Genomic DNA, 18,173 nt, shown 5'->3' with positions numbered 1-18,173 from the left:
GTACTTTAGGTCGTCTTAGCTCGAAATACCTGCACATTCGCAGCTATTTCTTTAGATTGCGTCTTCCTGGCGGGAAAAAGATGTACTTTTGCATTTATTTTCGCCGTATGGACCTTGCTTAGGCTTGCCCATATGTTTCAAGCACGAATGAAAGTGGGCCGGTGCATAATCGGTATTGTCCAAACTCTTTGCAATCGAGTTGACTTAGCGTGGAGCTTTATGGTGCTGCAGCAATTTTATACGGTTTATGCGTTTAGACCGGTAATGCTGCGGCATTGAAGCAAAAAGAGCTTCCCTTTGTAAAAAGCCCATTCGATATCGAGACGATGGCTTCCGTAAACATGTTCGCACGCAGAGGCCAAGTTAAGGAGCTTCTGCAGTTGAAGCGCGTTCAGACATAAGGAGTTGGCGCAACCGCCGGACGACTTCACATTCGCAATACTGCCGGAATGATCGTAGTTCACGAGGGCCTCTTGATCCCCGATCGCTTGCTCAACGATTTCCCCGTTTCTTCGAACCCGATAAAAATCCGGCGTAACGTACCCGGAAGCGATGGCTTCGCCAAGCCCCCGCGCGGCCTCGATGACCCTTTCATCTTCGCCGGTAACGGGATTGCAAGTGAACATAATTCCGGAAACATCGGAAGGGATCATTTGTTGAATCAAGATAGCGACTTCCAGGGGATGCGAGGAGAGCCCTGATTGCACCCGATAGGCTTTGACGGACTTCGAAGAGGCGGATGCGCGAACGTCGCAAATGGCTTTTTGCATGCCGGACACGGAAGTTACATTCAGATACGACCTCAATTGTCCCGCATAACTGGAAGTTTCACCGTCCTCGCCAATCGCCGACGATCTGACGGCAACGGCTTTGTGTTCCCGAATCAGGGCATGCAATTCATCCGCTAAATGCCCCTCCGCAAACTCGCTTACAACGAATTTTGACAGGACGTACCCCGTTGGAACGGTTAAGCCTTGACGTACCGCCAAACAGAGCGACGAAGCTTTGCCGCCGTAGAGGAGCGGATCCGCTGCCTCGGCTAGAGGAACGATATTCATGTTTCTTCACATCCCATAACGATGCCGGACACCGCATCCATTCGAATAAGTTGACCGTCCCGAATCTTCCGGGTGGCATCCCCGCAGCCGACAATGCACGGAATGTCGAACTCGCGCGCCAGAATGGCGGCATGGCAAACGACGCCGCCGCGATCGGTAACGAGTCCGGAGAGGAGACCGGCAATCTCGATAAAATCAGGCGTTGTCATCGGCGCAACCAGAATGCTTCCTTTTTTTACTCTGGGCAGATCCTCCATGCTTGTAACTAGCGCGGCAGGACCTTGAGCTTCACCGGAGCAGGCAGGCTTCCCGCTTGTCAAAAATGTTTCATCGCAAGCGACGGGGCGCTGCTCGTATGCCTGACGTTCATCCAACAATGCCCGCAGTTCTTTGCTCCAGGGCTCCTGCGACCATGCCCCGCTTCTTCCGATGGTTGCATACAGGTGCAGCTCGTAGATCGCCCGATCGAAGCAAATGATGAGATCGGAAGACTTCAGCTCTTGTTGTTGTTGCAGGATTTGAATGTATTTTGCCTTATAGGCGGGAATGTGCTGAATGAATAATTGCAAGCTCGGCGTTGCGCTTCCAATGGATTCCCGTACTTTACTTTCATTGACCGGCGTTCGGTTCAACTGATAAGCATGAATATGCCTGTAAGCATCGCGAACTAAAGGCTTTAATTTCTCGATCTCGTCGCCAAACCATATTCTGACTCTGTTGAAAATCAACAACCCCTTTGCAGGTGATGGGTAATCAAAAAAAAGCCACTGCAAACCGCCAGTGACTTCAGCTCAAAATCAAGCCCTGGAGGTACACGTCGTCCCCCTCCAAGGTATTATCCATTACGAATTTACGAACAAAGAAATGAGGGCAAGAGACATACAACGATATTCAGATTTCGAGTTGAATGCAGAGATTTGCCTGTGTTCGTCATTGCCCTCACTCCTTTTCATTTTAATATCAAAATCTCATTCTCATGCTAAGATACGATGACTTCCGGAACAAGGGAATAAACGGTTATGATCAAACATTCCTTTCGCCATGTAGCCATCTAATGGATGCCCTCGTCAAAATAAGTGATCTCCGTGTCTGCGCGAACGATGGAGCTTAGTCCGTCTTTGTAATAAGGCATCAGTTGGTCCGCCAGTTCAATGTCCTTCCAATCGATCTCCATAATTTCATCCGGACGGTCGATACCGGCTTCTCCTCCGGCAATTTCGGCCCGAAACGTTATGAATAATAAATGCTCGTTACTCCCCGAGCTTCTTAACTCATTCATCGCAACAATTCCGTGCACGCGAACATCGTATCCGGTTTCTTCCTTGGCTTCGCGAATCGCCGCGATTTCAAGCGTTTCCCCAGGTTCAACAGCGCCTCCGGGCAACGTCCAGCGGCCGTTGTCTTTGTTTTGCACCATTAATAATTTCGTTTTGTCCTCGTTCGTAATCAAGCAATACACGACATCGATTCGTTTCATCGTACTTCCTCCTCCGTCGCAAGCCTTATTGAATAGGTGCTGGGTGCTGATTGCGGAATGAATGGGCCCATGGGCCTTGGCTTCTTGCTAGCCTTGTTTATTCTTCTTTCGGACGAGGAAATAATTTATCGAGGAGCTGAGCAAGAACAAAGCGGCGACGATCAGCCACATGATGCCCGACCGGGTGTTGTCCTGCGTAAAGAAACTGTACGAAACATAGGAAAAGGCGAGCGCCGCAAAAAAATATAACACGCTGATCACCAAATAATGTGAGCTTTTCAAGGGAACACCTCGCAAAGTTAATAGGATTAACGAATGAACGGTCGGAACTCGTTTAGACGGTGCCGATCGGTGACGACAAGTAGCTGAGTTATCATTTTAACTGGAAAACATGTATGTAATTTTGTCGCCTATGTCTGGATTTGACCAAATAGATGGAAAACATGCAGGTAAATTCCGAGATTCTACGGATATTTGAGCACAATCGTTAAATTAGATGTAGTTTTTCCCGTTATTTTTCATGGCGGCGAAATATTCATCATATTAACTGCATGTACTCCAGTTATTTTATATCGATAAGTTCGGTAACTATTGAAAACGCATCGCCGGTTTTCACCGGGAAACCTAACTAGCATCATTATACTGCACAAGCCGATGCGACGGCAAAAATGCAAAGCCTATGCAATGGCATAAAAACGCACAAGCCAGGATCCCCGGCTTGTGCGTTTTCGGCGAAAGGGGGGGTGTCCATTTATCGAACATCCTATCCCAATCTCTACTGCTTCCGATTCGTCATTTGCTGCCAGACGGAGCCGGCGGCTTCTTCGCCGCTTTCGATCCGCTCGATCGCGATTTTGACCTGCAGGCTGACCTCGAACTCGGGATCGTCCGCTGCAGCGCGCAGCGCTTCAAGCGCCGTCTCGTCGCCGGCTTCGTACAGGAAGCGCGCGGCGCGCCAGCGGACGAGCTTGTTCGGGTCCCGAAGCGCTTCGCACATCGGGCCGATTGCGGCCGGGTCGCCGATGTCGGACAGCGTATCGCCGGCGGTGCGGCGTACCGAAGCCGAGTCGTCCCGCAGCGCTTCGAACAGCAGCGGGAACGTCTCCGGCGACTTCAGGTCGCCGAGGTAAACGACCGCCAGCCGGCGGATCGACGACTTCTCGTCGCGGATCGCCTTGGCGAGCAGCGGCAGCAGCTCCGCCGACGGCTTCATCTGCTCCAGCGCGGCGTAGCGGACGCGCCAGTCGGCATCGCCGAGCAGCACGGCGAGCTCCTCCGCCGTTCGCTCGACACGCCGCTCCGGCGGTGCTTCGCCGCCTGCGGAGCCCATCGCGGCGGCGGCCCGGACGAGCTCGGCAAGCCGCTCGTCGGTGTACGCCGCGTCGGTCTCCTGCGCGACCTCCTCCGCGATGTCGCGCGGCTCGCCGTAGCGGACGCCGAGCTCCTCCAGCTTGCGCTCGCGGATCATCGTCGCGCCGGCGGCTTGCGCCACGGCGTCGGCGAACCGCTGCGGCAGCCCGGCACGGGCTTCTTCGCCGCCGGCGCGCACGCGCACCTGCATCGGGATGCCGCGGAACACTTGCAGCAGCACGTGCGCTTCGCCGAACGCCTCGGCAAAGCCGGCGCCTTCCGCGGGCAGCCCGGCCTCCGCGGCGTCGCCGCCGAAAGCTTCGCGCGCCGCCGCAAGAATGGCCTGCCAATCGGCGTTGCCCTTGCGGTCGACGGCGATAAAGTTCGCCGTGCAGAACACGCTGCGCACGCCCGGTATGGCGAGCAGCGTCCGGATGAGCTGCGGCGCCCCCTCGATGTGACCGGAATCGGTCGTATATGTTCTCCGTACGCCTTGCGGCAGCGTCTCGTCGATGTTCAGCTTCATCGTATTCGGACTCGGAGTCGGTTCAATCGACAATAATTTCATGGTTTTATCGGCCTCCTGACCGGCGCAAACAGCGCCTCCACTCTATATTACCATAACAGAATTTATAAGTTGAATCGCATATAACGCAATGGACCTAAATTCTGTTTGGCAAGGAAAGCTTCCTCTTACGCAGGGTCATTCATCGTGGAAAAGGCTTCGAATGGGGCTTTACTTACCATAACAGAATTTATAAGTTGAATCGCATATCACGCAGTGACGTTCTTGAAATCGACACAAAATTACTTTCATTACCATTCATATGACTTCAAGCACTAGGCCATATGACCGACTACCCGATACAATAGGACCAAGGACCAAACTTCTAGGAGGACTCATACGATGCCGAACGACAAACCGACCCCAACCCAATCAAAGCCCGATCCAACCGCGGCAACAGCCCGGAAGCCTTCGCGACTTCCGAAATGGGTTACTTCCTTGCGTACCCGGCTGATTTTCTGGTTTCTTGTTGTTGGATTGATTCCGCTCTTTGTCGGAACGACCGTGATCTATAATATGGCCGCCAGCGAACATTTGGATAGCGAAGTTAACGTATATCGGAATTTGACGGAGAATAAAGCGAATGACATGGTCGAATGGGTGGATCAGCGGGTTACCGAGCTGATGCTGGCCTCGCAAAACGAAGTGATGCGGACGAACGATCGCGCCGCGCAAGAGCAATATATCAAGGTGCTCCACAATTTGTCCGGCATCAGCAGCGATATACTCGTGACCGATACGGCGGGCAACGTTCAAGTACATACCAACAAGCAAGTACAAGACCTCTCGATAGCGGATCGCGACTATTTCAAGACGGCAATGAAAGGCCAACCAAACGTGTCGAACATCATTATTTCGAAAAGCACGGACAAGCCTTCCCTTGCATTAGCCGTTCCGATTATGGACGAGGCGGGGAACAAGGTCATCGGCGTCCTGTCGTACACGATTGATTTTAATTCCATGATGGATAAATTTTTCAAAAATATAGAGGTCGCCAAAGGCGCTGGTTATCCGATCGTGCTGGACAATCAGGGGGTTATCCGGTATGCGATGCAGCAGGAGACCGTCGGCCAAACGTTGCAGCAAGCCTCCTTGCCGGATGCGCTGAAAGCCATCCTGGCGAAGCCGGAGCTGAAAGAAGGCGTTGAAGATTATATCCAGGGCCGGGAACAGTTTATCGTCACATATGCCCCAATAGCGGATACGGGCTTCAAGCTCTACTTCCATATGCCGATGAATAGTATTTTGACGAACGTGGCGCAGGCGGAGCATACATTTTATACGATCCTGCTTATCGCGGGCGGCAGTACGATTATAATCGCCCTGCTGATCGTGCTGTCGATCACAAGGCCGATCGGCATCATCGCGAGGCAGGTGAAACGCATCGCCGGCGGCGATTTGACCGCCGAGCCGCTGCGGATCCGCAAGCGGGATGAAATCGGCGGATTGGCGAACGACGTCAATACAATGGCGGCGTCGTTAAAGGCGATGATCGGCCAACTGCGGGACAATGCGCATCAAGTGGCGGCAACGGCGGAAATGCTGGATTCCAGCGCGGAGCAAACGAAGCTGGCTTCCGATCAGATCGTGGGCGTTATGGAGCAGGTGGCGTCGGGCAGCGAGGTGCAGCTGCAAGGCGTGAAGCAAAGCTCGCAGGCAATGGACGAGCTCGCGGCAGGCATCCAGCGGATTGCCGAATCGTCCTCCGTCGTTTCCGACGCCGCCGTAGAAGCGGGCAAAGATGCGCTCGCAGGCGATGAAACGCTGCAAAAGGCGGTCGGCCAAATGAACAGCATCAGCCAATCGGTCGGCGACTCGGCGGAATTGGTTCGCCAGCTCGGCGAACGCTCGGAGGAAATCGAGCATATCGTTACCGTCATGACCGAAATCGCCAGCCAGACGAACATCTTGGCCTTGAACGCGGGCATTGAAGCGGCGCGTGCGGGCGAGCACGGCAAAGGTTTTGCCGTCGTGGCCGGCGAGGTCAAGAAGCTTGCGGAGCAATCCAGAATTTCGGCGTCGCAGATCAACGAGCTGATCGGACATATCCGCGAGTCGATCGAGCATGTCGTCGGTTCCATGGACCGCGGCGTCGGCGAGGTCGACAAGGGCATCCTTCGCGTACGGGAAGCGGGAGAGGTGTTCCGCAGCATCGTTCAATCCGTGCAAAACGTAGCCGAGCAAATTCAGGAGATTTCCGCGGCATCGCAGCAAATGTCGGCGGGAACGCAGCAAGTGACCGCATCGATGAGCGAAATGCTGTCCATTACGGAAGCCGCTTCGGTCGGCGTGCAGACCGTCTCTGCGGCGAGCGAGGAACAGCTGGCTTCGGTGGAGCAAATTTCGTCCTCGGCGGAGCGGCTTAGCCGGATGGCGCAGGAGCTGCAAGAGGAAGTGGACAAGTTCAAGCTTTAAACGCAAATCGAACAAGGGCCTCGCGGGAGGTGAAGCTACCCGCCGGGCCCTTGTTTTTTGTTCTGCGCCGATTAGTTCGGCGGCGCTTGCTGTTTACCCTTGCGCGCCCGGAAGGCGCGCACCTTCATCAGATTGCCGCAGCATTTGTCGTCGCACCAACGTTTCGTCCGGCTGCGGCTTTCATCGACGAAGATCCAGCGGCAGTCGTCGTTCGCGCATATTTTCAAGCGGCGGGATCGCTCTTCCGAGGCGAGCAGCTCGGCGAACGAGCGGGCGATGAGGCCGATCGCAAGCGGCCAGCCGTGCACGGAGAAGGCTTGCTCGAACCGGAATCCGGTATCGCCGTGCACGAGCCGGGGATGGGAAATGAGCGGCTCCATGGCTCGGTTCAGCGCCGCGATATCGTCTTCTCCGAACGGGCCTCCGTCGACAAGCGCCTCGATTATCGCGCGCATTCGGTCGCGCAGCTCGCCAAGCTGCGCCCGGGTACCGGCATCCGGCGGCACTGCCGCTTCCAGAGCCCAGCGCTGTAAGAACCAGGCCAGCCATTCCCGATTGTCGAGCCTATCCTCCCGGCGGCCGGACCCGCGCCAGTCGCGCCAATCGCTGTTCAGGAAATCCGCGAACAATAAGTCCATCGTGTGTCCTCCAGAAATGCATTGCCAGTATGATTAGGCTATGTTATGCTTCAGTTGTAACCATCATAATATATTTAGGTAGTTACAATCATCGTTGACGATTTTCGGACTGTGCTTCAGCCGCATGTGTCTATTTGCTATTATACCGTACGGTACCGATCGTCTCATAGCTCATCTACCTATCCAATCGAAGGAGGAGAAACGATGAATCGGATTGATTTGCTTCGCGCGCAGTTGGATTCTACATACGATCAGGAGGGGTGGTATCCCCCGCTGCAGCCTGCCTTAGCGGGACTTACGGCGGAACAAGCAAGCTGGAGGCCTGCAGGGGAAGCGGTGAACACGATCTGGGAAAACGTGAACCATCTGCTGTATTACAAGAGGCGGCTGGTAACCCGGCTGCAAGGCGGCGAGCCCGGTCCATATGACGGTAACGACGCCACATTCGCCGGAGAAGAAGCTACCGATCCGGAAGCCGCTTGGCAGGCTGCCGTTCGTAATACGGAAGAGGTTCACCGCGAGCTGAAGGCGGTGCTGTCCGCTTTTACGGACGACGATTTGGCGAAATCGATCCCGAGCGGCCCGATCGGAGATACGCTAATGGCCATGTTCATGCATGATGCCTACCACACGGGGCAAATCATTCAACTCCGCAAAATGCAAGGCTCTTGGCCGGCACGCCGTTCCTTCGAATAGCGGTGATCCGTCTTTGAATTATGAATCAAGAATTAAGAATCTTGAATCGCATAACGATCATCATTTCTATATCAGCGACAGCTTGTCTCTTCGGAGGCGGGCTGTTTTTGTTTATACTTTTTTAATCTTTCGTTTAGAGGCGTTTTAGAAACGGCGGATATGATGGATTACAGCGGAAGCAGTCGGTGCTTTTTGTAGGAAAGGAGGGCTCATGAATGAACCGAATCACGCCTTTTGAAAGAAAATGGGTTTTGACCGCTCATCTGCTGTTTGTCGTTGCTTGTCTCGGTCACTCGATCCTGTTTCTCATGTTCAGTCTTATTGCCATGACGACGAGCAACGCCGAAGTGTTGAAGGTTTGTTACATGGCCATGCATCTGGTCGACCGTCCGTTTGTGCCCATTTCCGCGCTGGGGATGGTCGTAACCGGGGTATGGCTGTCCGTTCGGACGCATTGGGGATTGTTCAAGCATCGTTGGCTCATTGTCAAAGAGGTTGTAACGGTTGCGTGCATCGTCATCGGTATTGCCGGCGTCAAAGGGTGGACAATGAAGGCCATTACGATCGTATCCGAGAAAAGCGGCGATGTGCTTCATAATCCGGAGCTTGCGGTGAACGGCGGTTTGCTGCTGACCGGTTTTGCTTTTCAGTCCGTTGCGATGTCGGCGCTGGTGGCGATATCCGTATTTAAGCCTTGGGGGAGAAGGAGTGGAAGAGATGATAACAAGTGAAAAGGGCACAGGATTAAAGGCGGCGTATCCCGCTTATGTGCGTTACGCGCGTTTCGTTTTTGCCGCAGTTGCGGTGGTTTTTGCGGCATGCATCGTCGTTCAGGTGTTTATCGCAGGTTTGGCGACCTTCGTCGATATGGGCGACTGGGCGATGCACAGGTCGTTTGTAAGGCTTTTTTCGCCGCTGCCGTTCGTTCTGATTGCATTATCGTTTGTCGGGCGGATGTCATGGAAGCTTCGGCTGCTTAGTGTGGCGTCATTTTTGCTGATCGTGTCGCAGTTTTTGACATCGGTTTATGCCGCGGAACTGAAGCTGCTGGCGGCGCTACATCCTGTGATTGCGCTTGTTTTGTTCTGGTGTTCGATTCATGTGATGCGATTGTCCATCAAGGAAGGGGTTAAACAATGACGGTGGCAAAAGAGAGCAAGATTGGTTTTGTCGTCGCAGGGCTCCTGCTCGGCATTCTGATGGCGGCGATGGACAATACGATTGTAGCGACCGCGATGGCGACGATCGTTTCCGACTTGGGCGGCTTCGATATGTTCATCTGGGTTACGTCCGCGTATATGGTCGCGATGATGGCGGGCACGCCGATTTTCGGCAAGCTGTCCGATATGTACGGGCGCAAACGGTTTTTCGTCTTCGGGCTGGGGGCGTTTTTGCTCGGCTCGATCCTGTGCGGCACCGCAAGCAGCATGACGGAGCTCGCCATATACCGGGCGATCCAGGGACTTGGCGGCGGCGCGCTGATGCCGATTGCTTTTACGATCATGTTCGATCTATTTCCGCCGGAAAAACGCGGCAAGATGGGCGGTCTGTTCGGCGCCGTATTCGGGTTGTCCAGCATATTGGGACCGCTGATGGGAGCGTATATTACGGAATACCTCGAATGGCGCTGGGTGTTCTATATTAACCTGCCGCTTGGCGTATTGTCGGTGCTCTTCGTCAGCATCTTCTACCGGGAATCGCTGACGCATACGAAGCAAAAAATCGACTGGCTCGGCGCCTTTACCCTGGTCGCAGCCGTCGTTAGCCTTATGTTCGCGCTGGAGCTGGGCGGCAACGAATATGCTTGGGACTCCGCCGTCATTCTTGGTTTGTTCGCGACGTTCGCCGTCATGTTCGCCGGGTTCATCTACGCGGAGACAAAAGCGGCCGATCCGATCATTTCGTTCGCCATGTTCCGCAAGCGGCTGTTCGCCGCAAGCAACGGCGCGGCTTTGCTGATCGGGGCCGCCTTTATCGTTGCTACCGTGTACATTCCGATGTATGTGCAGGGCGTGCTTGGCGGTTCCGCAACGAACGCCGGGTTCATCTTAATGCCGATGATGCTCGGCTCCGTCGCCGGTAGCCAGCTTGGCGGGTTTCTTACGACCCGAACGAGCTATAGGAACATCATGCTCGGCGCGAGCGTGTTCTTCCTGCTTGGGCTGTTCTTGTTAAGCACGCTGACGCCGGAAACGACTCGTACCATGGTGACTTTGTTTATGGTCGTGACCGGGTTCGGCACGGGATTTTCGTTTTCGGTGCTGAGCATGTCCGCGATTCACGAGGTCGATATGCGTCAGCGCGGCTCCGCGACCTCGACGAACCGGTTTATGACGTCGCTCGGCATCACGCTTGGCGTTACGATTTTCGGCATCGTGCAGCGGAATGCTTTTACGTCCGCTTTGGCGGAAGCATTCGGGCAAGCCGGGGGCGGAGGAGGAAGCGGAGATGGCGTCGGAGCCGGCGGTTTTGCGGGCGATGCCCGGAGCCTGCTGACGCCGGAAGGCAGGGCGCGCATCCCGAAGGAAGCGCTCGACCGGATCGCGGACGCGCTGTCGTCCTCGATCGCCGGCACGTTCCTGTGGGCGCTCATTCCCGCGGCGCTTGCCGCCTGCTGCATCCTGCTGATGCCGAACGTGCGCATGGCGCTGCGTTCGCATGCGGCGCCGCGCCAGCCGGGGCATCAGGCGGAGGCGGGGCAAGGGCAAGGGCAAGGGCAAGGGCAAGGGCAAGGGCAAGGGCCCGGGCCTTCCGGCACAGGCGGAGCCGGCCAGCCCGGCCGGATGGCCGAGCCGGGAGGTGCCGGCACGCCGTAGGGCGGGGACGGGGCGGCTCGGGTACGGGGCCTCCGGCACAGGCGGAGCCGGCCAGCCCGGCCGGATGGCCGAGCCGGGAGGTGCCAGCACGCCGTAGGGCGGGGCACCGGGCAACTCGGGTACGGGGCCTCCCGAAACAACTGGAAAACATGCAGTTAATTGGTGGCGGGAAGCCGCGTGGGGAGAAATAACTGGAAAACATGTATCTAATCTTCGTGGAAACTTTCGAATCCTCGGAAATCTCCGAAAATAAGTTCATGTTTTCCAGTTAAATGACCGAAATCGGGTATTTTCAACAAAATTAACTACATGAAATACAGTTAATTATGAAAATGCCTCCTCGCTGGCCATCGAGTCATGTAACGCGCATCGCCCGGCCCAACGCGGCGATGCCCCGCCCCGCCTAACGCGGCCAAGCCCCGCCCAACGCGGCCAAGCCCCGCCCAACGCGGCCACGCCCTGCCCAAAGCAGGTCACGCCCTTACCCCGCGGCCATGCGCTGCGCTTTGTATCTTGCCTGTGCTAGAAAGCGCACCAAGCACCGGATGCATGCTATGATCCCCCCGTCACCGTATGGTAGTATGGGGATGGAAATATATGCAACATAAACTAACTTTGCTTACAGAATTGGGGCGTGAACGCCAATGACCATACGAGTTCGATTAATTTGGTCTTATATCGCCATGATCTTGATTCCGGTCGCCTTGCTTGGGACGGCGGTTTATGTGCTGCTTTCGGCGACGAGCGGGGGAGTTAGCTTCGGGGAACGGTTCAACTCCGGCGGAAGCATGAGCGCAGACGAAGCCCGAATATATGGGGAGCTGGCCTACCTAGCCGAGCATGAACCGCAGCGGCTGCTGGACGCGGGCTACTGGAGCGAGCTGGAACCGCGGTTGTCGCAGCTCCATGCGGGCGTTATCAGCGACAAAAACGGCTCGCGCACGTATGCGTCGGATTTCTTGCGGCAATATGCCGAGACCGGCCGTGAAAAGCAAGACCGATCCCATACTTGGTGGGGGTCGGCCCGCGTAGACGGCACTTGGTATACGCCAAGCTCAATCGATGTAACCTACCCGGACGGAGTGGCAGGCCGCATTACGTTGTTTCGCAGCAGCGGCTCCATACCTTTCGTATTGCGTCCGATTCTGCTGCTCGTCATTCTGCTCGCGATTGCCGCAACCAACGCGGGGCTGACGATGTGGATTTCCCGCAGCATCATCAAACCGTTATACGCGCTTAAAAAAGCCGCCGAAAAAATTAAAGAAGGCGATTTGAACTTTACGGTAAAGCCGTCGACCCGCGACGAGATCGGCGAGTTAAGCATCGCGTTCGAGGAAATGCGGTACCGGCTGAAGGAGTCGCTTGATCGCGGCATGCAGTACGAAGAGAATCGCAAAGAACTCATCGCGAACATCTCGCACGACCTGAAAACGCCGATTACGGCGATCAAAGGATACGTGGAAGGGCTGCGCGACGGGATTGCGAACTCGCCGGAGAAGATGGGCAAATACATTCGGACGATTTATACGAAAGCCGATGACTTGGACCGTCTGATCGACGAACTGTTCCTATACTCGAAGCTGGATTTGAATAAAGCGCCGTTCCATCTGGAAACGGTCGAGCTGAACCGCTGCGTCGGGGACGTGCTGGAGGAGTTACAGTTCGATGCGGAAAAAGCAGGCGTCGCCATCGACTACCGGCCTAGCGCCGTTTCGCCGCTGCTCGTTGCAGCAGATCGGGAGAAGCTGAAGCGCGTGCTCGGCAACATTATCGAGAACAGCATGAAATATATGAAGCTTGCTCGAGAACAGAACGACGCCTCCGTAACAAAATGGAGTGAACCGGGAGATGTTGCTGCAGGAGAGGGGGCCGGAAATTGGGCTTTAGAGGGGAGGGCGGGCAACGGAGCGGCTGCCATCGTCCAGGCCAACCAGCCTGAACCAAATGACCAAGCCATCCAAGCCAACCAGTCCGAATCAACCGACCAAGCCAACCAAGCCAACCAGTCCGAATCAACCGACCAAGCCGTCCAAGCCAACCAGTTCGAATCAACCGACCAAGCCATCCAGGCCAACCAGTTCAAATCAACCGACCAAGCCATCCAAGCCAACCAGTCCGAATCAACCGACCAAGCCGTTCAAGCCAACCAGTCCGAATTAACCGACCCAGCCGACCCAGCCAAGGAGCCTGACCCAGCCGTCCAGCCGGACACCGACCAACCCGACCACCCTGTCCAACCCGACATAGTCCAAGAAGGGACGGCCACCCATATCGCAACCACCCCGCCGACCGGACTTGTCACGGTCGAACTGCTCGACGGCGAGAGCGAGGCGACCATCCGCATCGAAGACAACGGGCCGGGCATTGACGCGGCGGAGCTGCCGCTGATTTTCGACCGGTTCTACCGGGTGGACCGGTCGCGCAACTCGAGTACCGGCGGAAGCGGGCTCGGCCTTGCCATCGTCAAGCAAATCGTCGAAGGGCACGGTGGCCAAATATGGGCGGAAAGCGCCGTCGGGCGCGGGACGACCGTGTATTTTACACTGCGCAAAGTTAGCGAGGGAGAGGGGGCCAAGGCACACGATGAAAATAATACTGATCATTGAAGACGAGCTGTCAATTGCCGAGCTGGAGAAAGATTATCTCGAATCGGTCGGTTTCGCCGTCGATATCGAGACAAGCGGCGACGCGGGGTTAGCCAAGGCGCTTGCGGAGCCCGTCGATCTGGTGCTGCTCGATCTGATGCTGCCGAAGGTCGACGGCTTCGAAATATGCAGGCGGATCCGCAGCGCCAAGGACATCCCGGTGCTGATGATTTCCGCCAAGAAGGAAGACATCGACAAAATCCGCGGCCTTGGCCTCGGCGCAGACGATTATATTACGAAGCCGTTCAGCCCAGGGGAGCTCGTGGCACGGGTTAAATCCCATTTGTCGAGGTACGAGCGGCTGATGGGAAGGAATGGCGGCAATAAGGATGAAATCCGAATTCACGGCTTGCACATCGACAAGCTGTCAAGAAGAGTTTTCATCCACGGCGAGGAAGCGGCATTAACCTCCAAGGAGTTCGACCTGCTCGCGTTTATGGCTGCGCATCCCGACCGCGTGTTCGGGAAGGAAGAGCTGTTCGAGCGGATTTGGGGGTTGGATTCGGCGGGCGATGTCGCCACCGTGACCGTCCATATTCGCAAGCTGCGCGAAAAGATCGAGCGCGAGCCGTCGAACCCGCAGTATATCGAGACGATTTGGGGCGTCGGGTACAGGTTCAGGCTGTAGGTCTCTATCGATCGGATCGCTCGCGATTGAGAAGTCTCCGCCGTCTTTGGTATAGTAGATAGAAACAAGGATAATAGGCAGGGGGACGTCACAATGCCGAAGCGAACCTATGAAAATATGGACCCCGTACCGACGTTAAAATCGTTCCAGCAATTGAATCGCTGGCGCAAGGAACGGCGTCTTAAGCGCAAGGACCTTTCTTATGTCGTGCCGCATGCGGAGCCTGAGCTGAAATGGCTGAACAGCAACCGGGAGGAAAGCGCGGTAACCTGGATCGGGCATTCAACGTTCCTGATCCAGCATTCCGGCCTCAATATCGTCACCGATCCCGTCTGGGCGGGAACGATGGGGTTCGCCAAGCGGCTGGCCGCACCCGGCATCGCGATCGAGGGGCTGCCGGACATCGACATCGTGCTGCTGTCGCATGCCCATTATGATCATTTGCATATCGCCTCGCTGCGCCATTTGCCGGGTGAGCCGCTGCTGCTCGTGCCCGCAGGGCTGTCGCGCATGCTGAAGCGCAAAGGCTTCAGGCGAGTGCAGGAGCTCGCCTGGTGGGAGGAAACGATCATCGGCTCCGCGCGATTTACGTTTGTGCCCGCACAGCATTGGACGCGTCGTACGTTATGGGACACGAACTCATCGCACTGGGGTGGCTGGATCGTGCAAGGCGGTATCGAAGGCGGCAAGTTGAGCGATGATTCGGATTCCGCACGACATGTCGCGGCTGGAAGAGAGGACGTTCAGGCAGTAGGCGCCTCCGATTCTCATCATGCTTCCAGATGCGCCGCTTCAGCCTCGCCGACCGTTTATTTTGCCGGCGACAGCGGCTATTTTCGCGGCTTCCGCGAGATCGGCGAACGGTTCCCGGACATCGACTGCGTGCTGATGCCGATCGGCGCTTACGAGCCGGAGTGGTTCATGGGAGCGCAGCACGTCACGCCGGAGGAAGCGATCCGCGCTTATCTCGACGTGGGCGGACGGCAGTTCGTGCCGATGCATTACGGCGCGTTCCGACTGGCTGACGATACGCCGCGAGAGGCGCTCGACCGGCTTGAAGCCGAATGGCGACGGCTGAAACTGGATCCCGCGGCGCTGAAACTGTTGAAGCATGGCGAGACGCTCAGATTAAGCGGCGCAGGCCGTACATGAATAAATTCCCCAGCAGGGCGCTTTCGGCGATCGGAAGCGTCTTTTTGCGTGCGACTATGGAACGGTGCAGCAGGCTTCGCAAGACATCGTCAGCCTGATTGCGCCGCCGGGACAATTCCTTCCACTTTATTGGAATCATTCAGGATAAACGTTCGCATTGCGGGAAGTATAACCAATATATGACGAAGTAATAAGCCCTGGATGGAGGATTACCATGTTGAAAATGCAGGATTTGAAAACGCAAATCGAAGCTCTGGCGCAGCAAAATTCGTCGATCATGTGCGAGCTGGAAAATGTTCGACGCCTGCTGGAGGAAGGACAGATGGGCCAAGACGGAAATCAGGGCGGCGGACAGGGCGGCGGACAAGGCGGCGGACAGAACGATCAAAGCGGGCAGGGCGGAGATCAAGGCGGTGGCGGCTTTTTCAGCAGTCTTTTCGGTGGCGGGGATGATAATGATCAAGACCAAGGGCAAGGTGGCGGTCAAGGCCAGGGTCAAGGTCAAGGTCAAGGTCAAGGTCAAGGCCAACAGTGGCAAGGCCAAGGGCAAGGCGGCGGTCAAGGGCAATGGCAGGGTCAGGGCCAAGGCCAAGGTCAAGGTCAAGGTCAGGGCCAAGGACAGTGCAGTGGTCAGGGTAACCAGGGAAGAGGACAAAATAACAGCTGGCAGAGCGGCGGCCAGGGCCAAGGAAACATGCAGCAATTTGGCCAGGGCGGCGGCATGAACAACGGCCAGTGCAATCAGGTGGCCGGTCTTGCTAACGAGCTTCTGAAGATTAAAGATCTTACGACCCAATTGGAGATGAGAACGTCGCAGCTCGTAAACAGCTCCTCCGGTGGTTCGCTGAACGAAAAAGATGTCGTCTATTTGGTGCTGACGCTCATTAACGGCATGGTGGACTGGGCGAGCGAATTCGTAATGTCGAATGCCTCCGCGGGCGGCGGCGCCTCTTCGGGGCAGCTGCAATAAATGGAACAGGCGATGAAAGGGCTTCGTTTGTGCACCGTCTTGTGCTATAATGGAAACTTGGGAGTCTTCTACCCGATTTTCTAAGCGAAGGACGGTAATAAAATGATCAGTACAAGCGGTGTTACGCTGCGATACGGAAAACGCCCTTTATTCGAAGATGTCAATATAAAGTTTACGCCGGGCAACTGCTACGGCCTCATCGGTGCGAACGGGGCGGGCAAGTCGACGTTTCTCAAAATATTATCCGGTGAAATCGAGCCTTCCAGCGGGGAAGTGCACATTACGCCGGGCGAACGGTTAGCGGTATTGAAGCAGAACCATTACGAGTATGACGAGTATCCGGTTCTGGAAACGGTTATTATGGGCCATGCCCGTCTGTACAAAATTATGAAAGACAAGGACGCTCTTTACGCAAAAACCGACTTCACGGAAGAAGACGGTCTGCTTGCAGGCGAGCTTGAAGGCGAATTCGCGGAGCTGAACGGTTGGGATGCGGAACCGGAAGCGGGCGAGCTGCTTATCGGCCTTGGCATTCCGCGCGACATGCACGACAAGAAGATGTCGGAGCTGTCCGGTAACGAAAAGGTACGCGTCCTGTTAGCCCAAGCATTGTTCGGCAACCCGAACATCCTGCTGCTCGACGAGCCTACCAACCATTTGGACATCGAATCGATTTCCTGGCTGGAAAACTTCTTGATGGACTATGAAGGTACCGTTATCGTCGTATCCCATGACCGGCACTTCCTGAACAAAGTATGTACGCAAATCGCGGACATCGACTTCGGCAAAATTCAGATGTACGTCGGCAACTACGATTTCTGGTACGAGTCCAGCCAGCTGGCGCTCAAGCTGACGCGCGACGCCAACAAGAAGAAGGAAGAGAAGATCAAGGAACTCCAAGCGTTTATCCAGCGCTTTAGCGCGAATGCTTCGAAATCGAAGCAGGCGACTTCGCGGAAGAAGCAATTGGAAAAAATTACGCTGGAGGACATCCGTCCGTCCAACCGGAAATATCCGTTTATCAACTTCAAGCCGGAGCGCGAAGCGGGCAAGCAGCTGCTGACCGTCGAGAACATCAGCAAAACAGTTGACGGTGAAGACGTGTTGAAGAATCTGAGCATCATCGTGAACAAAGGCGACAAAATCGCGCTCGTCGGACCGAACGGACTGGCGAAAACGACGTTGTTCCAAATCCTGATGGGCGAAGTTCCCGCGGATTCCGGGGAATACACTTGGGGCGTAACGACGACGCAAGCTTATTTCCCGAAAGACAACTCGGCTTATTTTGACGGGGTGGACGCTACGTTGGTCGACTGGCTGCGCCAATATTCGAAAGATCAGGACGAAACATTCTTGCGCGGCTTCCTCGGACGGATGCTGTTCTCCGGCGAAGAAGCGCTGAAGAAGGCGAGCGTGCTGTCCGGGGGCGAGAAGGTCCGCTGCATGCTGTCAAAGATGATGCTGAACGGCGCCAACGTACTGCTGCTCGACGAACCGACGAACCACTTGGATCTGGAATCGATCACGGCGCTCAACAACGGCTTGATCGACTTCGACGGCACGATGCTGTTCGTTTCGCATGACCATCAGTTTATCCAAACAATCGCGAACCGGATTATCGAGATTACGCCGAAAGGCTTGATCGATAAAACGATGACGTACGACGAATATTTGGAAAATGAAGAAATCAAGCGCCTGCGCGAGGAAATGTATAGCTAATTGGGAACAATACCCCTTGTCTGAGAACATTCAGCAGGGGGTGT

General features: G+C 55.6%; 15 protein-coding genes and 2 pseudogenes. 11 read left to right on the top strand and 6 right to left on the bottom strand.

Annotated elements, in window-relative coordinates; genetic code table 11:
* Positions 1-245 precede the first annotated feature (245 nt).
* From AC0LWM_RS11195 to AC0LWM_RS11175, 5 genes are all read right to left on the bottom strand, one after another.
* Positions 246-1,058 carry a PEP/pyruvate-binding domain-containing protein gene (locus AC0LWM_RS11195; RefSeq protein ID WP_474675015.1) on the bottom strand — a complete coding sequence of 271 codons (813 nt, stop codon included), beginning with the start codon at positions 1,056-1,058 and terminating at the stop codon, positions 246-248.
* A complete protein-coding gene (locus tag AC0LWM_RS11190; protein ID WP_474675014.1) occupies positions 1,055-1,786 on the bottom strand; it encodes a PEP-utilizing enzyme in 732 nt (243 codons plus the stop codon). Before AC0LWM_RS11190 ends, AC0LWM_RS11195 begins: the two co-directional genes overlap by 4 nt.
* 323 nt (positions 1,787-2,109) lie before the next feature.
* Entirely contained in the window at positions 2,110-2,535 is a 426-nt protein-coding gene (locus AC0LWM_RS11185; RefSeq protein ID WP_474675013.1) for an NUDIX hydrolase, read from the bottom strand.
* 87 nt (positions 2,536-2,622) lie between these two features.
* Complete coding sequence (locus AC0LWM_RS11180; RefSeq protein ID WP_474675012.1) at positions 2,623-2,817, bottom strand: hypothetical protein; 195 nt, start codon at positions 2,815-2,817, stop codon at positions 2,623-2,625.
* A gap of 493 nt (positions 2,818-3,310) precedes the next feature.
* The gene (locus AC0LWM_RS11175; RefSeq protein WP_474675011.1) at positions 3,311-4,453 is read right to left on the bottom strand and encodes a conserved virulence factor C family protein; all 1,143 of its coding nucleotides are present in this window, start codon (positions 4,451-4,453) and stop codon (positions 3,311-3,313) included.
* 339 nt (positions 4,454-4,792) lie between these two features.
* Here AC0LWM_RS11175 and AC0LWM_RS11170 point away from each other — a divergent pair, with 339 nt between their 5' ends.
* The gene (locus AC0LWM_RS11170; RefSeq protein WP_474675010.1) at positions 4,793-6,865 is read left to right on the top strand and encodes a methyl-accepting chemotaxis protein; all 2,073 of its coding nucleotides are present in this window, start codon (positions 4,793-4,795) and stop codon (positions 6,863-6,865) included.
* 71 nt (positions 6,866-6,936) lie between these two features.
* On the opposite strand, the gene AC0LWM_RS11165 is transcribed toward AC0LWM_RS11170, so the two are convergent.
* Complete coding sequence (locus AC0LWM_RS11165; RefSeq protein ID WP_474675009.1) at positions 6,937-7,503, bottom strand: CGNR zinc finger domain-containing protein; 567 nt, start codon at positions 7,501-7,503, stop codon at positions 6,937-6,939.
* A 204-nt stretch (positions 7,504-7,707) separates the two neighbouring features.
* Here AC0LWM_RS11165 and AC0LWM_RS11160 point away from each other — a divergent pair, with 204 nt between their 5' ends.
* From AC0LWM_RS11160 to AC0LWM_RS11115, 10 genes and pseudogenes are all read left to right on the top strand, one after another.
* Positions 7,708-8,199 (top strand): DinB family protein, encoded by a 492-nt coding sequence (locus AC0LWM_RS11160; RefSeq protein ID WP_474675008.1) that lies wholly within the window; start codon positions 7,708-7,710, stop codon positions 8,197-8,199.
* A gap of 215 nt (positions 8,200-8,414) precedes the next feature.
* A complete protein-coding gene (locus AC0LWM_RS11155; RefSeq protein ID WP_474675007.1) occupies positions 8,415-8,930 on the top strand; it encodes a hypothetical protein in 516 nt (171 codons plus the stop codon).
* A complete protein-coding gene (locus AC0LWM_RS11150; RefSeq protein WP_474675006.1) occupies positions 8,917-9,339 on the top strand; it encodes a DUF6220 domain-containing protein in 423 nt (140 codons plus the stop codon). Before AC0LWM_RS11155 ends, AC0LWM_RS11150 begins: the two co-directional genes overlap by 14 nt.
* The gene (locus AC0LWM_RS11145; protein ID WP_474675005.1) at positions 9,336-11,015 is read left to right on the top strand and encodes an MFS transporter; all 1,680 of its coding nucleotides are present in this window, start codon (positions 9,336-9,338) and stop codon (positions 11,013-11,015) included. The genes AC0LWM_RS11150 and AC0LWM_RS11145 overlap by 4 nt, the downstream gene beginning before the upstream one ends.
* A 644-nt stretch (positions 11,016-11,659) precedes the next feature.
* Positions 11,660-12,541 (top strand): annotated as a pseudogene (locus AC0LWM_RS11140) (HAMP domain-containing protein); the annotation flags it as partial.
* Between the two features lie 810 nt (positions 12,542-13,351).
* Positions 13,352-13,621 (top strand): annotated as a pseudogene (locus AC0LWM_RS11135) (sensor histidine kinase); the annotation flags it as partial.
* The gene (locus AC0LWM_RS11130; RefSeq protein ID WP_474675004.1) at positions 13,599-14,288 is read left to right on the top strand and encodes a response regulator transcription factor; all 690 of its coding nucleotides are present in this window, start codon (positions 13,599-13,601) and stop codon (positions 14,286-14,288) included. The pseudogene AC0LWM_RS11135 and the gene AC0LWM_RS11130, both read left to right, overlap by 23 nt.
* Before the next feature lie 93 nt (positions 14,289-14,381).
* Positions 14,382-15,440: an MBL fold metallo-hydrolase gene (locus tag AC0LWM_RS11125; RefSeq protein WP_474675003.1), complete on the top strand. Its 1,059-nt coding sequence runs from the start codon at positions 14,382-14,384 to the stop codon at positions 15,438-15,440.
* Positions 15,441-15,654: 214 nt separating this feature from the next.
* Positions 15,655-16,410, top strand: a complete 756-nt coding sequence (locus tag AC0LWM_RS11120) for a hypothetical protein (RefSeq protein ID WP_474675002.1) — start codon at positions 15,655-15,657, stop codon at positions 16,408-16,410.
* Positions 16,411-16,512: 102 nt separating this feature from the next.
* Positions 16,513-18,129: an ABC-F family ATP-binding cassette domain-containing protein gene (locus tag AC0LWM_RS11115; RefSeq protein WP_474675001.1), complete on the top strand. Its 1,617-nt coding sequence runs from the start codon at positions 16,513-16,515 to the stop codon at positions 18,127-18,129.
* Positions 18,130-18,173: the final 44 nt, after the last annotated feature.

The organism is Paenibacillus sp. sgz302148 (assembly GCF_056120465.1).
The sequence above is the reverse complement of the archived record's forward strand: the minus strand, read 5'-3'. Positions and strand labels throughout refer to the sequence as shown.

Bases quoted from the DNA above. Each gene is read 5' to 3' on its own strand.
- AC0LWM_RS11195 (WP_474675015.1), bottom strand. From the start codon at position 1,058: ATGAATATCGTTCCTCTAGCCGAGGCAGCGGATCCGCTCCTCTACGGC.
- AC0LWM_RS11185 (WP_474675013.1), bottom strand. From the start codon at position 2,535: ATGAAACGAATCGATGTCGTGTATTGCTTGATTACGAACGAGGACAAA.
- AC0LWM_RS11175 (WP_474675011.1), bottom strand. From the start codon at position 4,453: ATGAAATTATTGTCGATTGAACCGACTCCGAGTCCGAATACGATGAAG.
- AC0LWM_RS11170 (WP_474675010.1), top strand. From the start codon at position 4,793: ATGCCGAACGACAAACCGACCCCAACCCAATCAAAGCCCGATCCAACC.
- AC0LWM_RS11165 (WP_474675009.1), bottom strand. From the start codon at position 7,503: ATGGACTTATTGTTCGCGGATTTCCTGAACAGCGATTGGCGCGACTGG.
- AC0LWM_RS11160 (WP_474675008.1), top strand. From the start codon at position 7,708: ATGAATCGGATTGATTTGCTTCGCGCGCAGTTGGATTCTACATACGAT.
- AC0LWM_RS11155 (WP_474675007.1), top strand. From the start codon at position 8,415: ATGAACCGAATCACGCCTTTTGAAAGAAAATGGGTTTTGACCGCTCAT.
- AC0LWM_RS11150 (WP_474675006.1), top strand. From the start codon at position 8,917: ATGATAACAAGTGAAAAGGGCACAGGATTAAAGGCGGCGTATCCCGCT.
- AC0LWM_RS11145 (WP_474675005.1), top strand. From the start codon at position 9,336: ATGACGGTGGCAAAAGAGAGCAAGATTGGTTTTGTCGTCGCAGGGCTC.
- AC0LWM_RS11130 (WP_474675004.1), top strand. From the start codon at position 13,599: ATGAAAATAATACTGATCATTGAAGACGAGCTGTCAATTGCCGAGCTG.
- AC0LWM_RS11125 (WP_474675003.1), top strand. From the start codon at position 14,382: ATGCCGAAGCGAACCTATGAAAATATGGACCCCGTACCGACGTTAAAA.
- AC0LWM_RS11120 (WP_474675002.1), top strand. From the start codon at position 15,655: ATGTTGAAAATGCAGGATTTGAAAACGCAAATCGAAGCTCTGGCGCAG.
- AC0LWM_RS11115 (WP_474675001.1), top strand. From the start codon at position 16,513: ATGATCAGTACAAGCGGTGTTACGCTGCGATACGGAAAACGCCCTTTA.